The organism is Streptomyces sp. NPDC059224 (assembly GCF_042754285.1).
Taxonomy (GTDB): Bacteria; Actinomycetota; Actinomycetes; order Streptomycetales; family Streptomycetaceae; genus Streptomyces.
Window position 1 is genome coordinate 148,384 of the sequence record NZ_JBHZAN010000024.1, and the last position, 25,346, is coordinate 173,729.

Genomic DNA, 25,346 nt, shown 5'->3' on the forward strand with positions numbered 1-25,346 from the left:
CCCATGGTGTCAGGGTCGCGCAGCCGTTCTTCAGGGGGCGAGCCACGCCTTCGTGTACGCGTCGATCTCCGCCGAGATCCTCGCCTTGCCCGTCCGGTCCAGGAAGGACGCCTCCACCGCGTTCTTCGCGAGGTCGGCGACACCGCGCTCGTCGAGGGCGAGGAGACGGGCCGCGACCGCGTACTCGCTGTTCAGGTCGGTGCCGAACATCGGCGGGTCGTCGGAGTTGACGGTGACCAGCACGCCCGCGTCCATGAAGGCCCTGATCGGGTGCTCTTCCAGGATGCGGACCGCGCGGGTGGCGATGTTGGAGGTCGGGCACACCTCCAGAGCGATGCGGTGCTCGGCGAGGTGGGCGAGGAGCTTCGGGTCCTGCGCGGAGCTGGTGCCGTGGCCGATGCGCTCGGCGTGCAGGTCGGTCAGGGCGTCCCAGACGGTCTGGGGCCCGGTGGTCTCACCGGCGTGCGGGACGGAGTGCAGGCCGGCCGCGACGGCCCGGTCGAAGTACGGCTTGAACTGCGGCCGGGGGACGCCGATCTCGGGGCCGCCGAGACCGAAGGAGACCAGTCCCTCCGGACGGAGCCGGTCGTCGGTCGCGAGCCGGACCGTCTCCTCGGCGGCCTCCAGGCCCGCCTCGCCGGGGATGTCGAAGCACCACCGCAGTACCGTCCCGAACTCGGACTCCGCCGCCTTCCGCGCGTCCTCGATCGCGTCCATGAAGGCCCGTGCGTCGATCCCGCGCCGGGTGGAGGAGAAGGGGGTGATGGTCAGCTCGGCGTAGCGCACCTGCTGGCGGGCCAGTTCGCGGGCCACCTCGTAGGTGAGCAGCCGGACGTCCTCGGGCGTGCGGATCAGGTCGACGACCGAGAGGTAGACCTCGATGAAGTGGGCGAAGTCCGTGAAGGTGAAGTAGTCGGCCAGCGCCTCGGGATCGCTGGGCACCTTGGAGTCGGGGTGCCGGGCGGCCAGTTCCGACACGATCCGGGGGGAGGCTGAGCCGACGTGGTGGACGTGCAGTTCGGCCTTCGGCAGCCCGGCGATGAAGGCGTGCACATCGCGCGGCGCGGGTTCGGTGCGGTGGTCGGTCAAGGGTTCCTCCCCGGAACGGCGCCGGGCCGCCCTCGGCGGTGGTACGGCCGTGAGCTGGCGCCTTGCGCGGTGATCGGCTGATCGGTGATCCGGGGCCATCGTAGGCCGGACCGGCGTTCGAGGCGGACGGGCCTTAGCATGACGGCGGCACGCGTGCAGGAGAGGGGACATCGCGAGATGGCTGACGAGGCGCCGGAAGCTCCGAAGGTACGGCTGGACAAGACGGCTGCGGCGGGGGACGGAGCGGGAGCGGAGGCAGCGGTGCCGCCCTCGGTCCATGACCAGCGGACGGTCGCGGCGATGCCGGGGGCGGAGGAGGGGGCGAAGCCCCAGGGCTGGGCGAACCCCTACGCGGCGCCGTCGGACGCGGCTCCGGGCGTGGCGGCCGGCCCGTTCGCGGCTCCGGGTGCCGGTCCCGCGCCGAGCCCGTACACACCGCCCGCCCCGAGCCCCTACGCGCCGCCGTATCCGCAGAGTGCGGCGGTGCCGCCGCCGCCGATGGCTCCGGGCGGGCCCGGCCAGGTCCCCTACGGCTGTCCGGGCGCGCCCGGTCCCGGCCAGGGCCCAGGGTACGGCTACCCCGGGCAGCCGTTTCCGCCCTACCCCGTCGGGCCCGGGGGATACGGCGGCTGGCCCGGTGCGCAGCCGATGCCCGACAACGGGCTGGGCACGGGGAGTCTCGTCACCGGGATCATCAGTGTCGTCGGGTTCTGCGCCTGGCCGGTCGCGCTGGTGATGGGGGTGCTGGCCATCGTCTTCGGTTCGATCGGGCGGGCCCGGGTCCGGCGCGGGGAGGCCACGAACGGGGGGCAGGCGCTGGCGGGCATCATCTGCGGGTCAGTGGGTCTGCTGCTCGCCGTGGCGTTCATCGTGGTGATCGTGGTGGCGAGCACGCGTTGACAGGGGGTGGCGTGGCGAGCACGCGTCGGAGAGGGCGGCGGGGCGACGGCCGGCTGAGCGTGGCCGGGGGCCCGCCGCTGTCCGCGCCCCTTCACGTCGGGCCGGCCCCCGTCGCCCGCAGCCTCTCGCGTGCCTCCATCAGCGCGAACCCCAGCAGGTTCAGCCCCCTCCAGCGGGACGGGTCCGCCGCCGCCTCGTCCGTCGCCGCCAGTCCGATGCCCCAGACCCGGTCCACCGGACTCGCCTCCACCAGGACCCGGTCACCGGTGCCGAGCAGGTAGTCCCGCAAGTCCGGGTCGGCGGCGAACTTGTGCACGCTGCCCTCGGTCACGATCCCGAAGCGCTCCCGCCGCCATGTCTCCTCGTCGAAGTTCCGGACCAGCCGGCCCGCCTTCTTCGCCCCGGCGGGGTGTCCGGCCGCCACGGCCCGGCGCTCGGCCTCCGCGTCCCCGAACAGCCGGGCCTTTCCTGCCATCATCCAGTGCTCGGCGGTCGCGTACTCGACACCGTCGACCACGAAGGGTGACGGCCACCACTGGCTCAGGCAGCTCGCCGAGAGCTGTCCGTCCGGCCGCGGCCGGTGTCCCCAGAAGTGCAGGTACTTGATCCTGGCCCCCGCCCGGGCCGCCCTGATCAGGGCTTCCGCCGAATCGATCTTCGCCATGCACGGCAGTCTGGCAGGCACCACTGACACTCCGTCCTGCCTTTTCCACCCTGACTCGACACCTGGTCGACAGATTCCGTCGCGTAACCAAAAGGCAACAACGGAATCACTTGTTGGACTCCCTCTGCTCTGCCAGGATCGGCAGTCAATTCGAGCTGGAGCTACGCCACCCGCCTCTCGTGCGGGGTGACGGCGGAGGAGAGGCGACATGGACAACCCGGGCACCGCCACCCCGGAGACCTTCCCCGCGCAGGAGCGGCTCGCGGGCGGCGCACAGTACATCGCGGGACGGTTCGCCAAGGGCACGTCCGGGCGTAGGCACGCCGTCGTCGACCCGGCCACCGGCACGGACGTGTACACCTACGAGCTGGCAGGGGCGGACGACGTCGACCGGGCCGTGGCCGCCGCGCGGGACGCCTTTCCCGGGTGGGCCCGGTCGACACCGGGTGAGCGGTCGGACGCGCTCCACCGGTTCGCCGCCGTGCTCGCCGACCGCGCCGAGGAGTTCGCCCGCGCCGAGTCCCTCCAGTGCGGCAAGCCGCTCAAGCTGACTCGGGAGTTCGACGTACCGGGGACCATCGACAACACCGCGTTCTTCGCGGGCGCCGCCCGGCACCTCCAGGGGCAGGCGGCCGGGGAGTACTCCGGCGACCACACCTCGTACGTCCGCCGGGAGCCGATCGGTGTCGTCGGGTCGATCGCGCCCTGGAACTACCCGCTCCAGATGGCCGCGTGGAAGATCCTCCCGGCGATCGCGGCCGGCAACACGATCGTCCTGAAGCCGGCCGAGCTGACACCGCTGACCTCGCTGCTCTTCGCCGAGGCCGCCACCCTCGCCGGCATCCCCGACGGTGTCGTCAACATCGTCACCGGGACCGGGAAGGAGGCCGGTGAGCATCTCGTCGGGCACCCCGACGTCGCCATGACCTCCTTCACCGGCTCCACCGGGGTCGGCAAGCGGGTGGCTGAGGTCGCCACGGCGACCGTGAAGCGGCTCCACCTGGAGCTCGGCGGCAAGGCGCCGTTCGTCGTCTTCGACGACGCCGATCTGGAGGCGGCCGTCAACGGGGCCGTCGCGGGGGCGCTCATCAACACCGGTCAGGACTGCACCGCGGCCACGCGCGCGTACGTGCAGCGGCCGCTCTACGAGGCCTTCGTCGAGCGGACGGCCGCGCTGATGGAGACCGTGCGGCTGGGCGACCCGTTCGCGCCCGGCACCGACCTCGGACCGCTCATCTCGCATGCCCAGCGGGACCGGGTCGCCGGCTTCGTCGAGCGGGCGCGCGGCTACGCGCGCGTGGTGACCGGCGGCGAGCCCCCGCAGGACGAGCTGAAGAGCGGCGCCTACTACCGGCCCACGCTGATCGCCGACGCGCCGCAGGACAGTGAGATCGTCCAGGCCGAGATCTTCGGCCCGGTGCTGGTCGTTCTGCCGTTCGACAGTGATGATGAGGGCATCAGGCTGGCCAACGACACCCCCTACGGTCTGGCCGCCTCCGCGTGGAGCAGCAGTGTCTACCGGGCGAACCGCGCCACCCGCGAGATCAAGGCGGGGTGTGTGTGGGTCAACGACCACATTCCGATCATCAGCGAGATGCCGCACGGCGGCTACAAGGCGTCCGGCTTCGGCAAGGACATGTCGGTGTACTCGTTCGAGGAGTACACCCAGGTCAAGCACGTAATGTTCGACAACACGGCGGTGGCCCGGAAGGACTGGCACCGCACGATCTTCGGGGACCGATAGTCACACCTGAGGCCGCTCATCACGGCCCTCTTCCCGAAAGGGCATCAAGCGCATGAGGCAGTACGAGCCCGACCGCCTTTCGCCGGTCGTAGCGGCCGCGATGCGGCGCAGCCTCCGCACCGGCCGGGCCGCCCTGGCCCGCCGGTCGTTCCTGGGCGGTGCGCTCGCGGTGGGCGGCGCCGGGGTGCTGAGCGCCTGCGGCATCCCCGCGGCCGGCAAGTCCCAGGGCGGTGTCTCCGCCGACGACCACTCGGCCGAGGAGAAGGTCGTCAACTTCTCCAACTGGCCCGAGTACATCGACGTCGACGACAGCGGGAAGACCCACCCGACCCTTGACGCGTTCCGCAAGCGGACCGGGATCACGGTCAAGTACACCGAGGACATCAACGACAACGACGAGTTCTTCGGCAAGATCCAGCCGCAGCTCGCCGCGGGCCAGGACACCGGCCGGGACCTGATCGTCCTCACCGACTGGCTGGCCGCCCGCATGATCCGTCTCGGCTACGTCCAGAAACTGGACGCGTCGAACCTCCCGCACGCCTTCGCCAATCTGACGGACCAGTTCCGCAGCCCCGACTGGGACCCGGGCCGGGCCTACTCCTACCCCTGGCAGGGCATCTCGACCGTCGTCGCCTTCAACAAGAAGGCCCTGGACGGCGTCGAGGTGAAGTCGGTCTCCGACCTCCTCGACAACCCCGCGCTCAAGGGCCGGGTCGGGCTGCTGACCGAGATGCGGGACACCGTCGGCATGACCATGCTCGACATGGGCATCGACCCGGGCAGGTTCACCGGCGACAACTACGACGCGGTGATCGCCCGGCTCCAGAAGGCCGTCGACAAGGGGCAGATCCGCCGGTTCACCGGCAACGACTACACCTCCGACCTCAGCAAGGGCGACCTGGCGGCCTGCGTCGCCTGGGGCGGTGACGTCGTACAGCTCCAGGCCGACAACCCGGACGTCGCGTACGTCATCCCGGACAGCGGCTACATGACGTCCACCGACAACCTGATGATCCCCAACAAGGCGCGCCACAAGACGAACGCCGAGCGGCTCATCGACTACTACTACGAACCGGAACCGGCCGCGGAACTCTCGGCCTACGTCAACTACGTCAGTCCGGTCGCGGACGTGCAGCCGTACCTCGCCAAGATCGACAAGGGGGCGGCGAGCAACCCGCTGATCGTTCCCGACAAGGCCATGCAGGCCAGGTCCCATGCCTTCCGCGCCCTGAGCTCGAAGGAAGAGACGGCCTACCAGCAGAAGTTCGCGAAGCTCACAGGGGCGTGACGACACCATGACGACGACAGACAGCAGCGGCGACGTCCGCCTCACCGGTATCGGCAAGACCTACGACAACGGCTTCACCGCCGTGAAGCCGATGGACCTGACCGTGCCCCAGGGCTCCTTCTTCGCCCTGCTCGGAGCATCCGGCTGCGGCAAGACCACCACCCTGCGCATGATCGCGGGCCTGGAGGAGCCGACCAGCGGCACCGTGCACCTCGGCGACCAGGACGTGACCCGTCTGCCGCCGTACAAGCGGCCGGTGAACACGGTCTTCCAGTCCTACGCGCTCTTCCCGCACCTCGACATCTTCGAGAACGTCGCCTTCGGCCTGCGCCGGCGCGGCATCAAGAGCGTGAAGAAGCAGGTCGAGGACATGCTGGAGCTGGTCCAGCTCGGTGAGCAGGCGCGCAAGAAGCCGCACCAGCTCTCCGGCGGCCAGCAGCAGCGCGTCGCGGTGGCCCGGGCGCTCATCAACCACCCCAAGGTGCTCCTCCTCGACGAGCCGCTCGGTGCCCTCGACCTCAAGCTGCGCCGCCAGATGCAGCTGGAGCTCAAGCGGATCCAGACCGAGGTCGGCATCACCTTCGTCCACGTCACGCACGACCAGGAGGAGGCCATGACCATGGCCGACACCGTCGCCGTGATGAACGCGGGACGGGTGGAGCAGCTCGGCTCGCCCACCGACCTGTACGAGAACCCCAACACCACCTTCGTCGCCAACTTCCTCGGCACCTCGAACCTGATCGAGGCCGAGGTGGACACGAAGAGCGGCGACGACATCGTGCTCAAGGCCGGCGGCGGCAAGCTCGTCCTGCCCGAGGCACGATGTTCCGCGCCCACCACGACGGGCGGCAAGGTACTCGTCGGCATCCGGCCCGAGAAGATCTCCCTCACCCACGCCGACGACGCCGGCTCCATCCCCGAGGGCCGCAACCGGATCACCGGCAAGATCGCCGACGCCAGCTTCATCGGCGTCTCCACGCAGTACGTCATCGACAGCGCGGTCTGCCCCGAGTTCGCGGTGTACGTGCAGAACGTCGACCGCGACGGACGGCTGGTCCCGGGGGCCGACGTCGTCCTGCACTGGAGCCCGGCCCACACCTTCGGTCTCGACGCCGCCCAGGACATCGACGCCGGCACCGAGGAGGAAGCCGCCTGATGGCCACGCTCTCCGAGGCGCCGCCGCCCCTGGCGCCCGCCGAACCCGAGGCGACGAAGCCCCCGCGCAAGCGGGGCCGTTTCACGCCGTACTGGCTGCTGCTGCCCGGCCTGCTCTGGCTGGTGATCTTCTTCGCGCTGCCGATGATCTACCAGGCGTCCACGTCCGTCCAGACGGGTTCCCTGGAAGAGGGCTACAAGGTCACCTGGCACTTCGCGACCTACTGGGACGCGCTGAGCGAGTACTGGCCGCAGTTCCTGAGGTCCGTCTTCTACGCGGCCGCGGCGACCGTGCTCTGCCTGCTGCTCGGCTACCCGCTGGCGTACCTCATCGCCTTCCGGGCGGGCCGCTGGCGGAACCTGATCATGATCCTGGTGATCGCGCCGTTCTTCACCAGCTTCCTGATCCGCACCCTGGCCTGGAAGACGATCCTCGCCGACAACGGCCCGGTCGTGCACGTCCTGAACTCGCTGCACATCCTGAGCGTCACCGACTTCGTCGGCTGGACGGCCGGCGACCGGGTCCTCGCCACACCGCTCGCCGTGGTCTGCGGTCTGACGTACAACTTCCTGCCGTTCATGATCCTGCCGCTCTACACCTCGCTGGAGCGGATCGACGGGCGGCTGCACGAGGCGGCCGGCGACCTGTACGCGAAGCCCTGGACGACCTTCCGCAAGGTCACCTTCCCGCTGTCGATGCCCGGCGTGGTCTCCGGCACGCTGCTGACCTTCATCCCGGCGGCCGGTGACTACGTCAACGCCGAACTCCTCGGCTCGACCGACACCCGCATGATCGGAAACGTGATCCAGACGCAGTTCCTGCGGATCCTCGACTATCCGACGGCGGCCGCGCTCTCCTTCATCCTCATGGCCGCGATCCTCTTCATGGTCACGATCTACATTCGCCGGTCCGGGACGGAGGATCTGGTCTAAATGCCCTTCGTCAACTGGCTCAAGAAGCGTCTCGTCGTCATCGCGGGACTGCTCACCCTCGGATATCTGCTGCTTCCGAACGTCATCGTCACGGTGTTCTCCTTCAACAAACCGAAGGGGCGTTTCAACTACGAGTGGCAGCAGTTCTCACTCGACGCGTGGAAACAGCCGTGCGGAGTCGCCGACATGTGCGGCTCGCTCTCCATCAGCCTTCAGATCGCCGCCCTGGCGACCATCGGCGCCACGCTCCTCGGCACGATGATCGCCTTCGCACTGGTCCGCTACCGGTTCCGGGCCCGTGGCGCCGTGAACTCGCTGATCTTCCTGCCGATGGCGATGCCCGAGGTCGTCATGGCGGCCTCGCTGCTCACCCTCTTCCTGAACATGGGCGCCCAGCTGGGCTTCTACACGATCCTGATCGCCCACATCATGTTCTGCCTCAGCTTCGTCGTCACCGCGGTCAAGGCGCGTGTGATGTCGATGGACCCGCGCCTGGAGGAGGCTGCCCGGGACCTCTACGCCGGACCGGTGCAGACGTTCGTCAGGGTCACCCTCCCCATCGCGGCCCCCGGAATCGCGGCGGGCGCGCTGCTCTCCTTCGCGCTCTCCTTCGACGACTTCATCATCACCAATTTCAACGCGGGCTCCACCGTCACCTTCCCCATGTTCGTCTGGGGTTCGGCGCAGCGCGGTACACCCGTCCAGATCAACGTCATCGGTACGGCCATGTTCCTGGTCGCGGTACTGCTCGTGCTGGTATCGATGCTCCTCACCAACCGCCGCACCAGGCAAAAGGCATAAGGCACCAGAAAAACTCTGTAGGGAGTTGAAATCATGGCCCCAAGCGCCATGAGCCGTCAGGCAGATTGGACCACGTCTCTCTCCGAAGCACGGCCGGTCCCGTACTGGCTCGAAGACCCCGGCAAGCCGCCCGCGGAGCCCGCGCTCACCGGCCCCGACACCTGCGACCTGCTGGTCGTCGGCGGCGGATACAGCGGACTGTGGACCGCGCTCAACGCCAAGGAGCGCGACCCGGGGCGTGACGTGGTTCTGCTGGAGGGCCGTGAGGTGGGCTGGGCCGCCTCCGGCCGCAACGGCGGCTTCTGTGCCGCCTCCCTCACCCACGGCCTGGCCAACGGCCTGGCCCGCTGGCCGGGCGAGATCCACCGCCTCGAAGAGCTGGGCCGGCGCAACCTCGACGAGATCGAGGCCGCCGTCGCCCGGCACGGCATCGACTGCGAGTTCGAGCGCACCGGCGAGATCGACGTGGCCACCGAGCCCTACCAGGCCCGGGAACTGCGCGACTGGCACCAGGAGCTGGAGGGCGAGGGCCTCGCGGACGGCATCGAGTTCCTCGACGCCGACGCGCTGCGCGCGCAGGTCGACTCGCCCACCTTCGAGGCCGGTCTGTGGGACCGCCGGGGCGTGGCCATGCTCAACCCGGCGAAGCTGGTCTGGGGTCTCAAGCAGGCCTGCCTCGCCCTCGGCGTCCGGGTCTACGAGCACACGCCCGCCCTCGAACTGAAGGCGTACGGCGCCGGCATGGCCGTACGCACCCCGTACGGGTCGGTCCGGGCCCGGCGGGTCGCGCTCGGCACCAACATCTTCCCGAACCTGGTCAAGCGGGTCCGCGCCTACACCGTGCCGGTCTACGACTACGCCCTGATGACTGAGCCGCTCACCGCCGAGCAGCTCGGCGCCATCGGCTGGAAGAACCGGCAGGGCCTCGGCGACTCGGCCAACCAGTTCCACTACTTCCGCCTGTCCGCGGACAACCGGATCCTGTGGGGCGGCTATGACGCCATCCACCACTACGGCGGCCGGGTGCGCGCCGAGTACGACGACCGCCCGGAGACCTACGCCAAGCTCGCGGGGCACTTCTTCACCTGCTTCCCGCAGCTGGAGGGTGTCCGCTTCACGCACGCGTGGGGCGGCGCGATCGACACCTGCTCCCGTTTCTCGGCGTTCTTCGGCACCGCCCACCAGGGAAAGGTGGCGTACGCGGCCGGGTACACCGGTCTCGGCGTCGGCGCGACCCGGTTCGGCGCCGACGTGATGCTGGACCTGCTGGCCGGTGAGGAGACCGAGCGCACCCGCCTGGAGATGGTCCGCAAGAAGCCGCTGCCGTTCCCGCCGGAGCCGTTCGCCTGGACCGGCATCGCGCTGACCAAGTGGTCGCTGGCCCGCGCCGACGCCCACGGCGGCCGCCGCAACCTCTGGCTCAGGGCGATGGACCGGATAGGGCTCGGCTTCGACAGCTGACCCGTCCGTGGATGTGATCCAGGTCACTCCGAAAGGGTCACGAAACCCGCGTAATGCTCCTGGAAGACCTCCCTCTCTCCCCGTGACGCGACGCCCGCGTCGACGAGTGGGACTGGGAGGTCTTCTGATGACTGGGGCGAAGACGGCGGTCGAATGGCTGGCATCCGTCGCACCTGACCCCGAGGCGTGCCGGTGGGAATGGGAGCGCAACCCCCTGGGGATCGCGCTGCTGCCCGCCGGCCGGGCCTGGGACGTGCTGATCCTGCCGGGCGAGCTCGGCTACCCCACCCTCGACGTGCTCACCCGCGTCCTCGACCGGCCGGGGCCCGTCCTGGTCGACTTCGGGGACAGCCGGGTGGGCTTCTTCGTGCCGCCGGGCACGGCCGCCCGGTGGCTCGGCACCGGTATCCGCACGGCGGGCGCCGGCACCTGGATCGTCGTGCCGTATCCCGGCCGGTCGACCCAGGGGGTGCGGTGGCTGGTGGCGCCGGACGGGTCGGGGACGCTGACGGATCCGGCACTGCTGGAGCTGGCGATGCACGAGGCCGCGGCGGGTCTGGCCGACCGTGACTAGGTGCCGTTCGTATGAGGTCGCCGGTCGGGCGCGGGTGTGTGGCGGTTGTCCGCGCGGTTTCCCGCGCCTCCTGGCGGGGCGGCAGGTCCGTGGGGTGTCCGTTGCCGCAGCCCTTGACAGGCAAATTGGTCTGGACCAAATTGAGCGCGGCACACCCCACCTCCAATTCCCCCATTCACGGAGGCACTTGTGGTTCGCGCGAGACCTGTCCTCACCATGCTCACGGCCTTGCTGCTGGCCGTACCCGGTATCACCGCGCTCTCGTCGGCCGCCCGTGCGGCCGACGCGGACCTCGCCAGGAACGGCGGCTTCGAGTCCGGTCTCGACAACTGGAGCTGTACGGCCGGTACGACGGTCAACTCGCCCGTGCACAGCGGCGCCTCGGCACTGCAGGCGACCCCGGCCGGCAGCGACAACGCGCAGTGCACGCAGACGGTGACCGTGCAGCCGGGCGCGCAGTACACCCTGTCCGGTTACGTCCGCGGCTCCTACGTCTACCTCGGCGCGAGCGGCACCGGGACCACCGACGTCTCCACCTGGACCCAGTCCGCCCCCGACTGGCAGAAACTCACCACCACCTTCACCACCGGCGCCGCCACCACCAAGGTCACCCTGTACACCCACGGCTGGTACGGCACCGGCGCCTACAACGCCGACGACATCTCCCTCGTCGGCCCCGGCGGCAGCACCGGCCAGCCGCCCGCCGCGCCCACCGGCCTGAGGACCGGCACGATCAGCTCCTCCAGCGTCGGTCTGTCCTGGACGGCCGTCGCGGGCGCCACCGGCTACGCGATCTACCGCGACGGCACCAAGGTCCAGACGGCGACCGGGGCGTCGGCCACGGTCACCGGTCTCGCACCCTCCACCGCCTACAGCTTCCAGGTCACCGCCGTGAACGACGCCGGCGAGTCGGCGAAGTCCGCCGCCGTCACGGCCACCACCACCGCGGGTTCCTCCGGAGGCTCCGGTGATCTGCCCACCCACGCCCTGGTCGGCTACCTGCACGCCTCCTTCGCCAACGGCTCCGGCTACACCCGGATCGCCGACGTCCCCGACAGCTGGGACGTCATCGACCTGGCCTTCGGCGAGCCGACCTCGGCGACCTCCGGGGACATCCGCTTCAACCGCTGCCCGGTCACCGAGTGCCCGAACGTCGAGAGCGACGCCGACTTCAAAGCGGCGATCAAGGCGAAGCAGGCGGCCGGCAAGAAGGTGCTGATATCGATCGGCGGCGCCAACGGCCAGGTGCAGCTCACCACCGTCGCCGCCCGGGACGCCTTCGTCTCCTCCGTCTCGGCCATCATCGACACCTACGGCCTGGACGGCCTCGACATCGACTTCGAGGGCCACTCGCTGTCCCTGAACACGAACGACACGGACTTCAAGAACCCGACGACCCCGGTGGTCGTCAATCTCATCTCCGCGCTGAAGACGCTGAAGGCCAGGTACGGGACGAAGTTCGTGCTGTCCATGGCGCCCGAGACCTTCTTCGTGCAGATGGGCTACCAGTTCTACGGCACCGGCAAGTTCGGCGGCCAGGACCCGCGCTGCGGGGCGTACCTCCCGGTCATCTACGCGCTGCGCGACGACCTGACCCTGCTGCACGTCCAGGACTACAATTCGGGCCCGATCATGGGCCTCGACAACCAGTACCACTCCATGGGCGGCGCGGACTTCCACATCGCCATGACCGACATGCTGCTCACCGGCTTCCCGGTGGCGGGCGACGCGAACAACGTCTTCCCGCCGCTGCGCCCGGACCAGATCGCGATCGGCATGCCCGCCTCGACCAACGCGGGCAACGGCTACGTCGCCCCGGCCGAGGTCACCAAGACCCTGGACTGCCTCACCAGGAGGACGAACTGCGGCGCGTACACGACCCACGGCACCTGGGCCGCCCTGCGCGGCCTGATGACCTGGTCGGTCAACTGGGACCGGTTCTCGAACTGGGAGTTCCAGAAGACCTTCGACGCGTACTTCGGCTGACCACCGGCCACAGGGCCGTCAGCAGGACCGTGCACAGGCACCAGCTGGCCGCGACGTCCAGCGGCCAGTGGTAGCCGCGGCGGACCAGACCGTAGGAGACGGCGAGGACCAGGGCCGCGCAGACGGTGACGACGGTGCGGCGGGCGGCACGGGAGCGGAGCCAGGGAAGGAGGAGCAGGGCCGCGCCGCCGTAGGCGATCGCCGCCGTCGCCGTATGGCCGGAGGGGAAGTAGCCGACCGCCGGGGGCACCACGGGGGTCCCCGGACGGGCGGTCCACTCCTTGACCGGCACCACGACCGCCGGGACCAGGGCCATCAGGACGGCGGCCGCGGCGGGCGGCAGCCACCAGCGGTCTGTACCGGTGGCGCGGCCGCGCATCGCGGCGTATCCGATGACGATCACCAGGACCGGCACCGCGACCTGTGCGTTGCCGAGGTCGGAGAGCAGCTCGGAGAACCGGTCCGGGTGGACGAGTGCGCCGCTCAGCCGGCTGTCCAGGCGCAGCAGGGGGCCGTGGGCCACGACCTGCCAGGTGACCAGCGCGAAGAGGAGGGCCGGAAGGGCCACGAGCCCCAGGAGTCCCGCGAGGGAAAGGCCGGGGAAGCCGAGAAAGGAGGTCGGCCGCCCCGGAACAGGGGGGGTGGTTCCGAGGCGGCCGTCCGGATCGGAACGCCGCGCGCCCCGGGGGGTTTGGGGCGGGCGACCGTCCGATCGGTGAGGAGATCCGGAGCCGGAGGCACCGGTTGTGTGCGCGAGGGCACGACCAGGTCGAAGCTGGGGAGGCCCCGGCCTGAAGTCGCCCACAGTCCCCTGTGGGCGGGGTGTATCTCTCATCTGAGTAGAACCTACGGCAGGGCCAGGCATGGCGACAGGCGGAATCGCGTCCCGTCATCCACCTCGCACACGTTCTTCACACGGCCTGACGGGGGCCGCCCCAGCCCCCCGGATCACGCCAGGTGGGAGGGGAGGGGCGGCCATGGCACAGGGGTTCGGCCTCCTGTGGACGGGCTGGGTGAAGCCTGTGGGTCAGATCCGGGCGAAGGCCTGCTCGATGATGTCGAGGCCCTCGTTCAGCAGGTCCTCGCCGATGACCAGCGGCGGCAGGAAGCGCAGCACGTTGCCGTAGGTGCCACAGGTCAGGACCAGCAGGCCCTCCTGGTGGCAGGCCTTGGCGAGGGCCGCGGTCGCCTCCGGGTTCGGCTCCTTGGTCGTACGGTCCTTGACCAGCTCGATGGCGATCATCGCGCCGCGGCCCCGGACGTCACCGATGACGTCGAACTTCTCGGCCATGGCGGACAGCCGCGGCTTCATGATCGCCTCGATGGCCTTCGCCCTGGCGTTGAGGTCCTGCTCCTTCATGGTCTCGATGGCACCGAGCGCACCGGCGCAGGCGACCGGGTTGCCGCCGTAGGTGCCGCCGAGGCCGCCGGAGTGCGCGGCGTCCATGATCTCGGCGCGGCCCGTGACCGCGGCCAGCGGCAGACCGCCGGCGATGCCCTTGGCGGTGGTGATCAGGTCCGGGACGATCCCCTCGTCCTCGCACGCGAACCACTGACCCGTACGGCAGAACCCGGACTGGATCTCGTCGGCGACGAACACGATCCCGTTGTCCTTGGCGAACTGGCTGATCGCCGGCAGGAAGCCCTTGGCGGGCTCGATGAAGCCGCCCTCGCCGAGCACCGGCTCGATGATGATCGCGGCCACGTTCTCCGCGCCGATCTGCTTGTTGATCATGTCGATGGCCTGGGCGGAGGCCTCGGCACCGGCGTTCTGGGGGCCCGTGAGCCAGCGGTAGCCGTAGGCCACCGGCACCCGGTACACCTCGGGCGCGAACGGCCCGAAGCCCTGCTTGTACGGCATGTTCTTCGCGGTCAGGGCCATGGTGAGGTTGGTCCGGCCGTGGTAGCCGTGGTCGAACACGACGACGGCCTGCCGCCTGGTGTAGGCGCGGGCGATCTTCACGGCGTTCTCGACGGCCTCGGCGCCGCTGTTGAACAGCGCGGACTTCTTGGCGTGGTCACCCGGGGTGAGCTCGGCCAGCGCCTCGGCGACGGCCACGTAACCCTCGTACGGGGTGACCATGAAACAGGTGTGGGTGAAGTCGGCCAGCTGGGCGGCGGCCCGGCGTACGACGGCCTCGGCGGAGGCGCCCACGCTGGTCACCGCGATGCCGGAACCGAAGTCGATCAGGCGGTTGCCGTCGACGTCCTCGATGATGCCGCCACCCGCGCGCGCGGTGAACACCGGCAGCACGGAACCGACGCCCTGCGCGACCGCGGCGGTGCGGCGGGCCTGCAGCTCCTGCGACTTGGGGCCGGGTATGGCGGTGACGACGCGGCGCTCCTGCGGAAGTGCGGTCATGGGGGCTCCCTGATCAATCGTGCGTTCCGGGGCGCTGTGCGTGTCCGGCGGCCCCGGGGCGGATCCGGCGGTGCGTATCCGGACGCTCTCCTTCTTTCTTCGCAGGCTAGGGCCGGGTACGAGAGGTGGGCATGCTCCATGTGGGTGTTGTCGGGAGAGGGCGTTGTCCGTGGTGGACATAGGGCGCCGTGCGACGCGGGGATCCGGCCGACGGTTCCTCGGCCGTGTAAGCGGTGAACTCCCCTTCGGAGGGCGTTAGATTGACTCGCTGACGGTGGACGGAACGGCTGGTCAGGGGGAAAGGGCGATGGACAGCGACGGGACGCGGGACCCGCGGGGCACGCACGCGCATCCTGTGCCGCGTCCGGCGGGGCCACAGGACGCGGGCCCGGTGCCGCCGCGGCCGAGCCTGCCCCCGGGGACGCCGCACCTGCCGCCCGGGGCGCCTCCGAGGCCCGACGGCTCGGCCTTCGTGAGCTGGCTGCGGGCGCCGAGGCCGGAGGCCGCGCCCGGGGTGTGGCGGTTCCGGTACACGCCCAGGCCCGCGGAGGAGCCCGAGCGGATCCCGGCCCGGCAGCTGCTGAGCGGCGCGCTGATCGCGTTCCTGGTCGGCTGGCTGCTCTGGTCGCTGCTGTGGAACGGCTATCTGGGCGGCTGGTGGGTGGTGCCCCTGGAGCTGTTCACCCCGGACTCCTGGCGGCACAGCGACGACCGCGTCGGCAACGCCGTCCTCTGGTACACCTACTACACACTCATCGCCCTGGCCATCATGCTCGTGGTCGGCCGGCTGGGCCGCTGGGGCGAGGTCTGGCGCCGCTACGGCCCGCGGGCCTGGACCCGGGCCGCCGGTGCCCCCGCCGTCGAGCGGCCGCCCGTTCCCGAGCAGGACCCCGCCCAGTGGCCGTACCTGCGGGCCGCCGGGGCGCAGGAGGCCGCCGACCGGCTGGCCGCCGAAGCCCGGGCCGGGCTGATGGGGGACGTGGACCAGGCCCGGATCGCCCGGGCCTGGCAGGGCGTGCGCAGCGGCCGGCACACCATGGCTTCCTTCTCCGCCTCCGTGGTCAAGGACGGCGCCGCCGCCTGCCCGCACCCCTCGGGGGAACGCGACCTGCCCGCCCGGCACGCCCGGCACGACCTGGTCACCGGTCAGGTGCGGCTCGGCACCACCGCCGACGACCCCCGCAACCCCTACCTCTACCGCGGTACCGGCCTCGCCCTCGGCCCCGAGCTGCTCGGCACCTCCCTGCTCGCCGTCGGCCCGGCCGGCTCCGGCAAGACCGGCGCGCTGGTGCGCCCGCTCGCCGAGTCGCTCTGCCTGCACGCGCTGGCCGGCCGCGCCTCGGTGGTCGTCGTCGGCGCGGCCGGCGCCGGACTCGGACCCGCCGACTCCTACGACGTCGTGGTCCGTATCGCCCACCCCGAGTCCGTCTACGACCTCGACCTGTACGGCGGCACCAGCGACCCCGACGAGGCCGCCGCCATACTCGCCGAGGCCCTCGTCGGCGACCTCGCCGACCCGCACCCCGGCAGCGACAGCCGCCGCTCCACGACCGTCCTCGCCCAGTTGCTCGGCCCGTTCCGGGCGGTCCACGGCCGCTTCCCCTCCGTACCCGAGCTCCGCCGCCTCCTGGACGGCGCCCCGGGCCCGATGGCCGCGCTCCGCAAGGCCCTGACGGATACCGGACACGAGTCGCTGCTGCGTGAACTCGACGCGAGGGAACGGCAGATGGGTCATCCGGGGGACGTCGGATCGGTCCTGGCCGACCGTCTCGCCCTGCTCGACCGTCCGGCCTTCGCCGGGTTCTTCGACACCTCCGGCCAGACCCGGCCCTTCTCCCTCAAGGCCCTCGACCACCCGGTCCGGGTCCGTATCGACCTGCCCGAGCGCGGCCACGCCGACGCCTCCCGCATCCTGGCCCGGCTGGTGCTCGCCCAGTTCACGACGAGCGTGACGGTCCGGGACGACCGTTCGCTCTTCGCCTGCCTGCTCCTGGACGACGCGACGGGCGTGGTGACGCCGGAGGCGGTACGCGCTGTCCAGCGGCTGCGGTCGGCCAACGCGGGCGTGGCACTGACCCTGCGCACCCTGGACGACGTACCGCGCCCCCTGCGCGGGCCGCTGCTGGGTGCCGCCGGCTGCCGGATGGCCTTCTCCGGGCTGACCCCCTGGGACGGCCAGGACTTCGCCGAGGTCTGGGGCAAGGAGTGGATCGAGGCCCGGGACGTGACCGACCGCCAGATCATCGCGGAGACCCCGGCGGGCAAGGCGCTGCACGCCGTACGCCAGGTCATCACCGGCAAGGCGCCCACGGCCCGCGCGGTCACGGTCCGCCAGGTGGAGCGCGAACGCTGGTCGGCCTCCGAGCTCGCCCACGGCGTGCCTCCGGGCCATGCGGTCCTCTCCCTGACCTCCGTCAAGGGCGAGCACGCGCCGCCGCTGCTGGTGGACCTCAGGGGTGGCGCCGGCCGGGTTTGAACAGGGGGGCACACGCGACCGTACAGTGAGGCAGAATCGAGAGAGGTCGTTCATACGAGACGGCCAAAGGCCCACCGCCCTCTGTGCACGTCATCACGTGTTCCCGACCCAAGAGAAGATCTGACGGCCCGATGCCACCGACGCTCGCCTCGCTCGTCCACCATTCCGCGCTCAAACTGACCGTGCGCGCGGGCGAGGACCGCCTCGACGTGCCCGTGCGCTGGGCCCATGTCAGCGAGCTGGCCGACCCGGTGCCGTACATGGAGGGCGGGGAGCTGCTCCTGATCACCGCGCTGAAGCTGGACGCGGACGATCCGCAGGCGATGCGCCGGTATGTGAAACGCCTGGTGGGAGCAGGTGTGGTGGGCCTCGGCTTCGCCGTCGGGGTCAACTACGACGAGATCCCGGAAGCCCTCGTCGACGCGGCCGAGCAGGAGAACCTGCCGCTCCTGGAGGTGCCGCGCCGCACCCCCTTCCTCGCCATCAGCAAGGCCGTGTCGGCGGCGATCGCGGCCGACCAGTACCGGGCGGTGACGGCGGGTTTCGCCGCCCAGCGCGAACTGACCAGGCAGGCCCTGAGCGCCGGTCCCGAGGGCCTGCTCGCCGCACTCGCCGCGCAGGTCAACGGCTGGGCGGCGCTCTACGACGCCTCGGGCGCGGTCGTCGCCACGGCACCGGAGTGGGCGGGCCGCCGGGCGGCCCGGCTGACGGCCGAGGTGGAACGGCTGCGGGAGCGCCCGGCGCCGGCCTCCTCGGTGGTGGGCGCCCCGGACAACGAGGACCGGGTGGAGCTGCACTCGCTCGGCACCGGGCGCAGGCCCCGGGCCGCTCTGGCGGTCGGCACCGCGGCGGCCCTCGGCACCGCCGAGCGGTACGCCGTCCACTCGGCCATCGCCCTGCTCACGCTCACGACGGAACGTTCCCGTTCGCTGCACGAGGCCGAGCAGCGGGTGGGCGCGGCGGTGCTGCGCATGCTGCTCGCCGGCCAGCCGGACCACGCCCGGTGGGTCGCCGGGGATTTGTACGGCGGACTTCTCGACGCGCCCTTCCGGATGATCGTCGCCGACGCGGGCGGCGAGCTGCTCGCCGGTCTCGCGGAGGCCGTCGAGTCGGCCGCCGCACGCGCCGGGGAGGCGGTGCTGGTGGTGCCCGAGGGAGAGCGGCTGGTGGTGCTGGCCGCCGACGGCGGTGCTGCGGTGGGCGCGTGCGTCGACCACGCGGCGGCGCGCGAGACCGCGCGGACCGTATCGGAGCAGGACGCCGCCGCGGAGGACGACCTGGTCATGGGGATGTCCGCCCCGTCCGGCCCGATCGGCGCGGCGGCCGCCTACAAACAGGCCGAACAGGCACTGTCGGTGGCCCGGCGGCGCGGCCGGGTGCTGGTCGAGCACGAGCATCTGGCCGCCGGTTCCGTGCTGCCGCTGCTGGCCGACGACGCGGTCAAGGCGTTCGCGGACGGCCTGCTGCGGGCGCTGTACGAGCACGACGCCACGGGCCGCGGCGATCTGGTGGCCTCCCTGCGGGCCTGGCTGTCCCGGCACGGCCAGTGGGACGCGGCCGCTGCCGACCTGGGCGTCCACCGGCATACGCTGAGGTACCGGATGCGCAGGGTCGAGGAGATCCTGGGCCGTTCCCTGGACGACCCGGACGCCCGGATGGAGCTGTGGCTGGCTCTCAAGGCGACCTCGACGGAGTGACCGGCGCCGGAGAACCCCCGGAGCCCTGGAGAACACAGTCCGTGCGTCCCTGACAAAGAGGCGCACCCCCACTCCCCACCACTACACCCCGGACAAGCGCCGCTTCTCCTTCCCGCGCCTACGGTGGAGCTCGAAAGCCAAGAACATCCCCACACGCGGAAGGGCCGGGACTCTCATGACCGCCACCCACGCCTTCTGGCTCGCCGGCCGTCAGGTCACCGGCGAGGACACCTTCGACGTCACCAGCCCGTGGGACGGGCGCCTCGTCGGCAGGGTCAGCGTGCCCACCGACGCCCAGGTCGAGGAAGCCGTCGCCGCCGCGTACGCCGTACGGGACGAGTTCGCCGCCACCCCGGCCCACGTACGCGCCGCCGCCCTCGACCACGTCAGCCGGCGTCTGGCCGAGCGGACCGAGGAGATAGCCCAGCTGATCTCCGCCGAGAACGGCAAGCCGATCAAGTGGGCGCGCGGCGAGGTCGGCCGCGCCGTCTCCGTGTTCCGGTTCGCCGCCGAGGAGGCCCGGCGCTTCAACAGCGGCGAGGCCCAGCGGCTCGACACCGACCTCGGCGGCCAGGGCCGGCTCGCGCTGACCCGCCGGTTCCCGAAGGGCGTCGTCCTCGGTATCGCCCCCTTCAACTTCCCGCTCAACCTCTGCGCCCACAAGATCGCCCCGGCCATCGCCGCCGGCGCGCCGATCATCCTCAAGCCGGCGCCCGCCACCCCGCTGTCCGGCCTGATCATCGGTGACCTGCTCGCCGAGACCGAGGGCCTGCCGGCCGGGTCCTGGTCGATCCTCACGGTCGCCAACGACAAGATGGCCGCCCTCGTCCAGGACGAGCGGCTCCCGGTCATCTCGTTCACCGGTTCCGAGAAGGTCGGCTACTCGATCATGGACTCGGTCCCGCGCAAGCACTGCACGCTGGAGCTGGGCGGCAACGGCGCGGCCGTCGTCCTCGGCGACTGGGCGAGCGACGCCGACCTGGACTGGGCGGCCACCCGCATCGCCACCTTCTCCAACTACCAGGGCGGCCAGTCCTGCATCTCCGTGCAGCGGGTCATCGCCGACGCGTCCGTCTACGACCGGCTGCTCCCGCGCATCGTCGCCGCCGTGGAGGCCCAGGTCACCGGTGACCCCGCGGACGCGAAGACCGACGTCGGCCCGCTGGTCAGCGAGGCCGCCGCGGAGCGCGTGGAAGCGTGGGTGAAGGAGGCCGTGGAGGCCGGCGCCACCCTGGTCACCGGCGGCGACCGCGACGGCGCCGCCTTCGCGCCGACCGTTCTCACCGAGGTCCCGGCCGACACCACCATCTCCTGCGAGGAGGTCTTCGGGCCCGTCCTCACCGTGCAGAAGGTGTACGGCGAGGACGCGGCCTTCGCCGCCGCCAACGACTCCAAGTACGGCCTCCAGGCAGGCGTGTTCACCCACGACCTGCAGACCGCCTTCCGCGCCCACCGCGCCCTTGAGGTCGGCGGTGTCATCATCGGTGACGTCCCCTCCTACCGTGCCGACCAGATGCCGTACGGGGGCGCCAAGCAGTCCGGTGTGGGCCGCGAGGGCGTCAAGTTCGCGATGGACGACTACACCTACGAGCGGGTCCTGGTCCTCACCGGCCTCGCCCTCTGACCTGCCACGGACAGGACACCACGGCCGGAGCCCGCTGTGCGGGGGCTCCGGCCGCTGGTGTACCTCAGCCGCGTCCGGCCGCTCGGCCCGGCGTCACCTCAGGTGCCGGGCGAAGAACTGGGCCGCGGCGTCCCCCGCGAACTGCGGGACGCCGGTGTGCCCGCCCATGTTGGCGTGCAGCGTCTTCTCCTTGGAGCCGAAGGCGTCGAACAGGTCCAGGGCCGCCTGCCGGTCGTTGCCCTCGTCGTCCCACTGCAGCAGGACGTGCAGCGGAACGGTGACCCGACGGGCCTCCTCGAAGATGGCGCGGGGTACGAAACTCCCGGCGAACAGCACGGCGGCCGTGATGCGCGGCTCGACCGCCGCCAGCCGGGTCCCGACGGAGATCACTCCCCCCGAGTAGCCGACCGGGCCGCCGATCCCGGGCAGCGCGAGGAGGGCGTCCAGGGCGGTCCGCCATTCCGGGACCGCCTGGCCGACCAGCGGGAGGACGAGCCGGTCCACGATGTCGTCGCCGACCGGCTCGCCGGCCTCCAGCGCCCGACGCAGGTCGGCGCGGGCCTCCTCCAGGGCCGGGGAGCGGGGCCGGTCACCGCTTCCGGGGAGCTCGATGGTGGCCGCGGCGAAACCGTCCGCCGCGGAGTGCCGGGCCCGGGCCACCAGCCGGGGGTGCATCCGGTGCAGTCCGCCGGGGTGTCCGAGCAGGATCAGCGGCACCGGTCCGGACACGGATCCGGGTGTCCACAGGATGCCCGGGACATCGCCGAGGGTGAATGTGTGTTCGAGGACGCCGTCGTCGAGGCGTCGCTCCGAGGTGAGACGCATGGCCGTGCCTTTCGGGAATGCGCGTGAGCGGCGCTCCCGGACGACCTATCGCCCGGCCGTGACCCCGGAGGGGAGCACCCATGTCGTCAGTGTGTTCACGGGTACCACCTCCTGGTTCTCTCGCACGGCCGTCAGGAACGTAGCAGGGGCCGCCGTGGTCCGCCAACGGGTTTTCGCCGGCCCTTCCCGCCACCGGCCGCGCAGCCGCAGCCGGATGTCGTGCACGCCCGTGGCGGCGAAGCCCGCGGTCGGCGTGACGTAGGCGTACGGACCGGGTGTCGGCTCGGCGAGTGTCAGCACGGCCGCCGACGGCCTGCGGTCCAGGGCGAGTTCCAGCGAGCCCGACACCCGTACGCTCGTCTCTGGGTCGACAAGACCGGAGCCGTCGGCCCGCTCGGCACCTCGCAGGGCACGCTCACCCCGGGCGGCAACACCCGGACCGTCTACAAGGACAACAACGGCTCGGACGACGTCTACTCGTTCATCCGGCTCCAACTCCGGTTCCGGCACGGTCGGCATCCTGCCGGTCCTGTAGTGGATCAAGGACACCAAGGGCTGGTTCGGCGACGTGCAGTTCGGCTACGAGATCACCAGCTCGTCCGGTGGCCTGAACGTCACCGCCAACAGCCTGACCGTCAGCGGGGGTTGAGCAGAGCGGGCCGGTCCCGCACGGTCATGCCCGGTCGACCCGTGCGCGCAGCTCGTTGTAGTCCGCGAAGGCCGCGTCGACGTCCGCGCGGGTGAGGCCGTAGCGGGCCAGGTCGTAGCTGTGGACGCGGGTGCCACGGGGACGGGCGGCGACGGCGGGAAGGCGGGCCGCGTCGGCCTCGGTCCAGCGGGCGCCGACGGCCGCGTAGAGCTTCGGGGCGCCCGCCGCCGGGTTTGTGCCGAGCCAGGTGTACGGCACGTCCACCAGCGCCTCGCCGGGGATGCGCGCCCGGGCGGCCAGGCCGCGGGCGGCCGAGCGGCTGAGCAGCTCCAGCCAGGTGGCGCCGATCCCGTTCAGGTCGAGGGGCCGGGTGCTGACCGCCATGCCGTGCTCGACCAGGCTGCAGAACGAGGCCACGGCGGTGGCCGGGTCGCGGTGCGTCCACACGATGGTGGCGTCCGGGAAGACCGCGCGCAGCGCGTCCAGGTTCTCCAGGTGCAGCGGGGACTTCAGCACCCAGCGGCGGCGCGGGCGGCCGTACTGGAGCACCTGGTAGATCTGCTTGAGATACCGGTAGTCGGCCACGAAGTCATGGCTCTCGTGCCAGGACAGGTACTCCGGGATCACCGCCTGGGACAGCGGCATCACCGTGTGCGGCAGTGCGAAGGTGCACTCCTCCGGGCCCGCCGGGCGCAGGTGGTGGACATGGCGGAAGCCCGGGGCGAAGAGATCGATCCCGCCGACCAGGCGGCGGGCGGCGGCGATCGCCTTCCGCCGCTTCTCGGGGCCCGGTTCGAGGCCGGGGGTGAGCAGCTCCCAGAGCAGCGGGCAGCGGTGGTCCGCGGAGAGGGAGAGCACGCCGTGCGTCAGCGTGGTGGCGGTGCGGGGCAGGCCCACCACGAACACCGGCCGGTCGACGGACTCCCGCTCGATCCCGGGGTGTTCGGCGAGCAGCCGGCGGACGCGAGCCCGGTTGGCGAGGTGCCGGCCGATGTGGCCGCGCGCCGACAGCCAGCCGACGGGGGTGAGGTGTTCGGCGCCGGACCACCATCGCAGCAGGTGACGGAAGCCGTCGGCGAACGGTTCGTCGCCCTCCGTCCATCCGGCCGCGTCGAGCAGTCGCTCGAAGGTCCGGTCCGGTGTGCGGCGGCTGCGGGAGGCGGGTCCGAGCAGCAGATTGGCCAGCGTGAGGGGGAACGGCGCAAAGGACACGGCGACGGGGCCCTTCGGGGGGAACAGGAGGCAGGAGATATCTATTACTCCTGCCAACTACCCCACCGCGCTCTGGAGTTGAGACATTCGCCGAGACGGTGGCCGGAGGCCGCCGGTGATGGCCGCCTCCCGCGGCGGTGTACAGGCGTGGGCAGGGCCACCGGAAGTGGGCGCGCTCCTCGGCCAGGATCTCCGCGAGGCCGTCGGTGCGCAGGAACCGGACCAGCCCCACGGCGGGCACCCCCACGGTCAGGCCGCCGACCGTCAGCCGTCCCTCACCGCCGGCGATCTTGACGGTCGACCCAGCGCGCCCGGCAGGCCGTCGAGGATCCGGCCGCCGAGCCGGGCACGCACCCGGACCGCGTCCGGCCCCCGCGGCTCGACCCGCAGCGTCTCCTGCCGGCCGCTCCACTCCAGGGCGCCGTCCCGCTCACGGAACGTCGACGGTGGGCGGGGAGTGCGCGAGGCTCACTTCGGGCGGCGCCACGGCGGACGGGTCTTCGGCAGGCTGACTGACCAGGCGGGCTCCTGGACGGGTGCAGACACGGGGTGCCCCGGAACGGCGGGGCACTGCAAGGGGGTCAGGACCCGGCCGGCGCCGGGCCCGTGCTCGCCCGTACCGTCAACTCGGGCGCGACCAGGAGGACTTCGTCACCACCGCGGCCGCCCAGCTTGGCCACCAGGTGCTCCACGGCGTACCGGCCCATCTCCTGGGCGGGGATGGCGACCGACGTCAGTCGCACCGATGCCTGGACGGCGACCTGGTCCGGGCAGATCGCGACCACCGACACGTCCTCGGGCACGGCCCGGCCCTGCTGGCGCAGCAGCGCGAGGAGCGGCTCGACCGCGGACTCGTTCTGCACGACGAAGCCCGTGGTGCCCGGGCGCTCGTCGAAGATCCGGGCCAGGGTGACGGCCATCGCGTCGTAACCGCCCTCGCACGGCCGGTGCAGCACCCTGAGACCCAGTTCCCGGGCCCGGGACCGCAGTCCGTCGAGGGTGCGCTCGGCGAATCCGGTGTGCCGCTCGTAGACCGCGGGAGCCTCGCCGATGACGGCGATGTCGTGGTGGCCGAGTTCGGCGAGGTGCTCCACGCACAGCGCCCCGGTCGCCCCGAAGTCGAGATCTACGCAGGTCAGCCCGGTGGTGGAGGCGGGCAGCCCGATGAGTACGGAAGGCTGGTGGGTCCCCCGGAGCAGCGGCAGCCGTTCGTCCTCCAGTTCCACGTCCATCAGGATCATCGCGTCGGCCAGTCCGCTGCCGGTGACCCGGCGCACCGCGTCCGGCCCTTCCTCGCCGGTGAGCAGCAGCACGTCGTAGCCGTGCGTGCGGGCCGTGGTGGCGACCGCGATCGCGATCTCCATCATCACCGGCACGTACATGTCCGTGCGCAGCGGGATCATGAGAGCGATGATGTTCGACCGGCTGCTGGCCAGGGCGCGGGCGCCGGCGTTCGGGTGGTAGCCCAGCTCGCGGATGCTCTGCTCGACCCGTTGGCGGGTGGTGGTGGAGATGGACCGCTTGCCGCTGAGGACATAGCTCACCGTGCTCGCCGAGACTCCGGCGTGCTGGGCGACCTCGGCGAGGGTGACCATCCAGCTCTCCAAGTTGTGTGAAGCGCTTCGACAGTGCGCCTTGCTGACAAAGGGGGAGTGAGGGTGGTTCGACAGTAGCTCCAGTGGGGGTGGGTGTCCATAGGGCGTCGAAGCGCTTCGACAGTCCATGGCGGCCTGCCCTGGCCGAACCGTCCCCCGGGCGACCCTCCCGGTGCGACACCGTGGACGGCATCGGCGGGTCCGGGTGACCCGATCGGACCGCGAGGACTGGTGGGGGCGGCCCGTTTCAGGTACCAACGATCCAGTAGCACTGGTCGGTAACGAACGGTCCGCACACAACCCCTTTCGTG

Annotated in this window: 19 protein-coding genes and 3 pseudogenes; 13 read left to right on the plus strand and 9 right to left on the minus strand. The window is 71.4% G+C overall.

The genetic code is table 11. From position 1 onward, the window contains the following. Nucleotides 1-30: 30 nt before the first annotated feature. A pseudogene (locus ACFXI4_RS26795) lies at nucleotides 31-1,204 on the minus strand (adenosine deaminase); the annotation flags it as partial. A gap of 62 nt (nucleotides 1,205-1,266) precedes the next feature. Here ACFXI4_RS26795 and ACFXI4_RS26800 point away from each other — a divergent pair. After that, complete coding sequence (locus ACFXI4_RS26800) at nucleotides 1,267-1,989, plus strand: DUF4190 domain-containing protein (protein WP_384995436.1); 723 nt, start codon at nucleotides 1,267-1,269, stop codon at nucleotides 1,987-1,989. A 91-nt stretch (nucleotides 1,990-2,080) separates the two neighbouring features. Here ACFXI4_RS26800 and ACFXI4_RS26805 read toward each other — a convergent pair whose 3' ends face one another. Beyond that, a complete protein-coding gene (locus tag ACFXI4_RS26805) occupies nucleotides 2,081-2,653 on the minus strand; it encodes an NADAR family protein (RefSeq protein WP_384995439.1) in 573 nt (190 codons plus the stop codon). Nucleotides 2,654-2,861: 208 nt separating this feature from the next. Between ACFXI4_RS26805 and ACFXI4_RS26810 the strand changes: the two genes are divergently transcribed. From ACFXI4_RS26810 to ACFXI4_RS26845, 8 genes are all read left to right on the plus strand, one after another. Beyond that, the gene (locus ACFXI4_RS26810) at nucleotides 2,862-4,397 is read left to right on the plus strand and encodes a gamma-aminobutyraldehyde dehydrogenase (protein WP_384995442.1); all 1,536 of its coding nucleotides are present in this window, start codon (nucleotides 2,862-2,864) and stop codon (nucleotides 4,395-4,397) included. A 52-nt stretch (nucleotides 4,398-4,449) separates the two neighbouring features. Then, nucleotides 4,450-5,685, plus strand: coding sequence for a PotD/PotF family extracellular solute-binding protein (locus tag ACFXI4_RS26815; RefSeq protein WP_384995445.1), 1,236 nt, complete (start codon nucleotides 4,450-4,452; stop codon nucleotides 5,683-5,685). A 7-nt stretch (nucleotides 5,686-5,692) separates the two neighbouring features. Continuing rightward, nucleotides 5,693-6,841, plus strand: coding sequence for an ABC transporter ATP-binding protein (locus ACFXI4_RS26820; RefSeq protein WP_384995447.1), 1,149 nt, complete (start codon nucleotides 5,693-5,695; stop codon nucleotides 6,839-6,841). Then, the gene (locus tag ACFXI4_RS26825; protein ID WP_384995449.1) at nucleotides 6,841-7,773 is read left to right on the plus strand and encodes an ABC transporter permease; all 933 of its coding nucleotides are present in this window, start codon (nucleotides 6,841-6,843) and stop codon (nucleotides 7,771-7,773) included. The genes ACFXI4_RS26820 and ACFXI4_RS26825 overlap by 1 nt, the downstream gene beginning before the upstream one ends. Next, a complete protein-coding gene (locus ACFXI4_RS26830; RefSeq protein ID WP_384995452.1) occupies nucleotides 7,774-8,574 on the plus strand; it encodes an ABC transporter permease in 801 nt (266 codons plus the stop codon). It abuts the gene before it with no gap. A 33-nt stretch (nucleotides 8,575-8,607) separates the two neighbouring features. Continuing rightward, the gene (locus ACFXI4_RS26835) at nucleotides 8,608-10,035 is read left to right on the plus strand and encodes an NAD(P)/FAD-dependent oxidoreductase (RefSeq protein WP_384995455.1); all 1,428 of its coding nucleotides are present in this window, start codon (nucleotides 8,608-8,610) and stop codon (nucleotides 10,033-10,035) included. 127 nt (nucleotides 10,036-10,162) lie between these two features. Continuing rightward, nucleotides 10,163-10,609, plus strand: a complete 447-nt coding sequence (locus tag ACFXI4_RS26840; protein WP_362716238.1) for a hypothetical protein — start codon at nucleotides 10,163-10,165, stop codon at nucleotides 10,607-10,609. Nucleotides 10,610-10,825: 216 nt separating this feature from the next. After that, nucleotides 10,826-12,595, plus strand: coding sequence for a chitinase (locus tag ACFXI4_RS26845; RefSeq protein ID WP_384995458.1), 1,770 nt, complete (start codon nucleotides 10,826-10,828; stop codon nucleotides 12,593-12,595). Here ACFXI4_RS26845 and ACFXI4_RS26850 read toward each other — a convergent pair. Together ACFXI4_RS26850 and gabT are read right to left on the minus strand one after the other, a co-directional pair. Further along, entirely contained in the window at nucleotides 12,534-13,400 is an 867-nt protein-coding gene (locus ACFXI4_RS26850) for a phosphatase PAP2 family protein (RefSeq protein ID WP_384995460.1), read from the minus strand. The genes ACFXI4_RS26845 and ACFXI4_RS26850 overlap by 62 nt on opposite strands. Before the next feature lie 222 nt (nucleotides 13,401-13,622). After that, nucleotides 13,623-14,957 (minus strand): 4-aminobutyrate--2-oxoglutarate transaminase, encoded by a 1,335-nt coding sequence (gene gabT, locus ACFXI4_RS26855; protein WP_384995462.1) that lies wholly within the window; start codon nucleotides 14,955-14,957, stop codon nucleotides 13,623-13,625. A 307-nt stretch (nucleotides 14,958-15,264) separates the two neighbouring features. On the opposite strand from gabT, the gene ACFXI4_RS26860 reads away from it, so the two are divergent. The 3 genes from ACFXI4_RS26860 to ACFXI4_RS26870 all read left to right on the plus strand — a co-directional run bounded on the left by ACFXI4_RS26860 (nucleotide 15,265) and on the right by ACFXI4_RS26870 (nucleotide 20,754). Beyond that, the gene (locus tag ACFXI4_RS26860) at nucleotides 15,265-17,433 is read left to right on the plus strand and encodes an ATP-binding protein (protein WP_384995464.1); all 2,169 of its coding nucleotides are present in this window, start codon (nucleotides 15,265-15,267) and stop codon (nucleotides 17,431-17,433) included. 131 nt (nucleotides 17,434-17,564) lie between these two features. Continuing rightward, nucleotides 17,565-19,130 (plus strand): PucR family transcriptional regulator, encoded by a 1,566-nt coding sequence (locus ACFXI4_RS26865; RefSeq protein WP_384995466.1) that lies wholly within the window; start codon nucleotides 17,565-17,567, stop codon nucleotides 19,128-19,130. Between the two features lie 175 nt (nucleotides 19,131-19,305). Further along, complete coding sequence (locus ACFXI4_RS26870; RefSeq protein WP_362731467.1) at nucleotides 19,306-20,754, plus strand: aldehyde dehydrogenase family protein; 1,449 nt, start codon at nucleotides 19,306-19,308, stop codon at nucleotides 20,752-20,754. A gap of 93 nt (nucleotides 20,755-20,847) precedes the next feature. On the opposite strand, the gene ACFXI4_RS26875 is transcribed toward ACFXI4_RS26870, so the two are convergent. Together ACFXI4_RS26875 and ACFXI4_RS26880 are read right to left on the minus strand one after the other, a co-directional pair. After that, the gene (locus ACFXI4_RS26875) at nucleotides 20,848-21,579 is read right to left on the minus strand and encodes a dienelactone hydrolase family protein (RefSeq protein WP_384995469.1); all 732 of its coding nucleotides are present in this window, start codon (nucleotides 21,577-21,579) and stop codon (nucleotides 20,848-20,850) included. Between the two features lie 45 nt (nucleotides 21,580-21,624). Beyond that, nucleotides 21,625-21,927, minus strand: a complete 303-nt coding sequence (locus ACFXI4_RS26880) for a hypothetical protein (RefSeq protein ID WP_384995504.1) — start codon at nucleotides 21,925-21,927, stop codon at nucleotides 21,625-21,627. Nucleotides 21,928-21,939: 12 nt separating this feature from the next. On the opposite strand from ACFXI4_RS26880, the pseudogene ACFXI4_RS26885 reads away from it, so the two are divergent. Beyond that, nucleotides 21,940-22,228 (plus strand): annotated as a pseudogene (locus ACFXI4_RS26885) (hypothetical protein); the annotation flags it as partial. A gap of 24 nt (nucleotides 22,229-22,252) precedes the next feature. Here the strand turns inward: ACFXI4_RS26885 and ACFXI4_RS26890 are convergent. The 3 genes and pseudogenes from ACFXI4_RS26890 to ACFXI4_RS26900 form a co-directional block, all read right to left on the minus strand. Continuing rightward, complete coding sequence (locus tag ACFXI4_RS26890) at nucleotides 22,253-23,440, minus strand: sulfotransferase family protein (protein ID WP_384995472.1); 1,188 nt, start codon at nucleotides 23,438-23,440, stop codon at nucleotides 22,253-22,255. A 112-nt stretch (nucleotides 23,441-23,552) separates the two neighbouring features. Continuing rightward, nucleotides 23,553-23,960, minus strand: a pseudogene (locus ACFXI4_RS26895) (family 31 glucosidase); the annotation flags it as partial. A 61-nt stretch (nucleotides 23,961-24,021) separates the two neighbouring features. Beyond that, on the minus strand, nucleotides 24,022-25,035 hold the full coding sequence (locus ACFXI4_RS26900) for a LacI family DNA-binding transcriptional regulator (RefSeq protein ID WP_384995475.1): 1,014 nt from the start codon (nucleotides 25,033-25,035) through the stop codon (nucleotides 24,022-24,024). Nucleotides 25,036-25,346: the final 311 nt, after the last annotated feature.

Excerpts from the sequence above, each read along its gene's own strand:
- gabT (WP_384995462.1), bottom strand. The coding sequence starts at position 14,957 with ATGACCGCACTTCCGCAGGAGCGCCGCGTCGTCACCGCCATACCCGGC.
- ACFXI4_RS26825 (WP_384995449.1), top strand. The coding sequence starts at position 6,841 with ATGGCCACGCTCTCCGAGGCGCCGCCGCCCCTGGCGCCCGCCGAACCC.
- ACFXI4_RS26820 (WP_384995447.1), top strand. The coding sequence starts at position 5,693 with ATGACGACGACAGACAGCAGCGGCGACGTCCGCCTCACCGGTATCGGC.
- ACFXI4_RS26810 (WP_384995442.1), top strand. The coding sequence starts at position 2,862 with ATGGACAACCCGGGCACCGCCACCCCGGAGACCTTCCCCGCGCAGGAG.
- ACFXI4_RS26800 (WP_384995436.1), top strand. The coding sequence starts at position 1,267 with ATGGCTGACGAGGCGCCGGAAGCTCCGAAGGTACGGCTGGACAAGACG.
- ACFXI4_RS26845 (WP_384995458.1), top strand. The coding sequence starts at position 10,826 with ATGCTCACGGCCTTGCTGCTGGCCGTACCCGGTATCACCGCGCTCTCG.
- ACFXI4_RS26830 (WP_384995452.1), top strand. The coding sequence starts at position 7,774 with ATGCCCTTCGTCAACTGGCTCAAGAAGCGTCTCGTCGTCATCGCGGGA.
- ACFXI4_RS26835 (WP_384995455.1), top strand. The coding sequence starts at position 8,608 with ATGGCCCCAAGCGCCATGAGCCGTCAGGCAGATTGGACCACGTCTCTC.
- ACFXI4_RS26875 (WP_384995469.1), bottom strand. The coding sequence starts at position 21,579 with ATGCGTCTCACCTCGGAGCGACGCCTCGACGACGGCGTCCTCGAACAC.
- ACFXI4_RS26815 (WP_384995445.1), top strand. The coding sequence starts at position 4,450 with ATGAGGCAGTACGAGCCCGACCGCCTTTCGCCGGTCGTAGCGGCCGCG.
- ACFXI4_RS26870 (WP_362731467.1), top strand. The coding sequence starts at position 19,306 with ATGACCGCCACCCACGCCTTCTGGCTCGCCGGCCGTCAGGTCACCGGC.
- ACFXI4_RS26860 (WP_384995464.1), top strand. The coding sequence starts at position 15,265 with ATGGACAGCGACGGGACGCGGGACCCGCGGGGCACGCACGCGCATCCT.
- ACFXI4_RS26865 (WP_384995466.1), top strand. The coding sequence starts at position 17,565 with ATGCCACCGACGCTCGCCTCGCTCGTCCACCATTCCGCGCTCAAACTG.
- ACFXI4_RS26805 (WP_384995439.1), bottom strand. The coding sequence starts at position 2,653 with ATGGCGAAGATCGATTCGGCGGAAGCCCTGATCAGGGCGGCCCGGGCG.
- ACFXI4_RS26840 (WP_362716238.1), top strand. The coding sequence starts at position 10,163 with ATGACTGGGGCGAAGACGGCGGTCGAATGGCTGGCATCCGTCGCACCT.
- ACFXI4_RS26900 (WP_384995475.1), bottom strand. The coding sequence starts at position 25,035 with ATGGTCACCCTCGCCGAGGTCGCCCAGCACGCCGGAGTCTCGGCGAGC.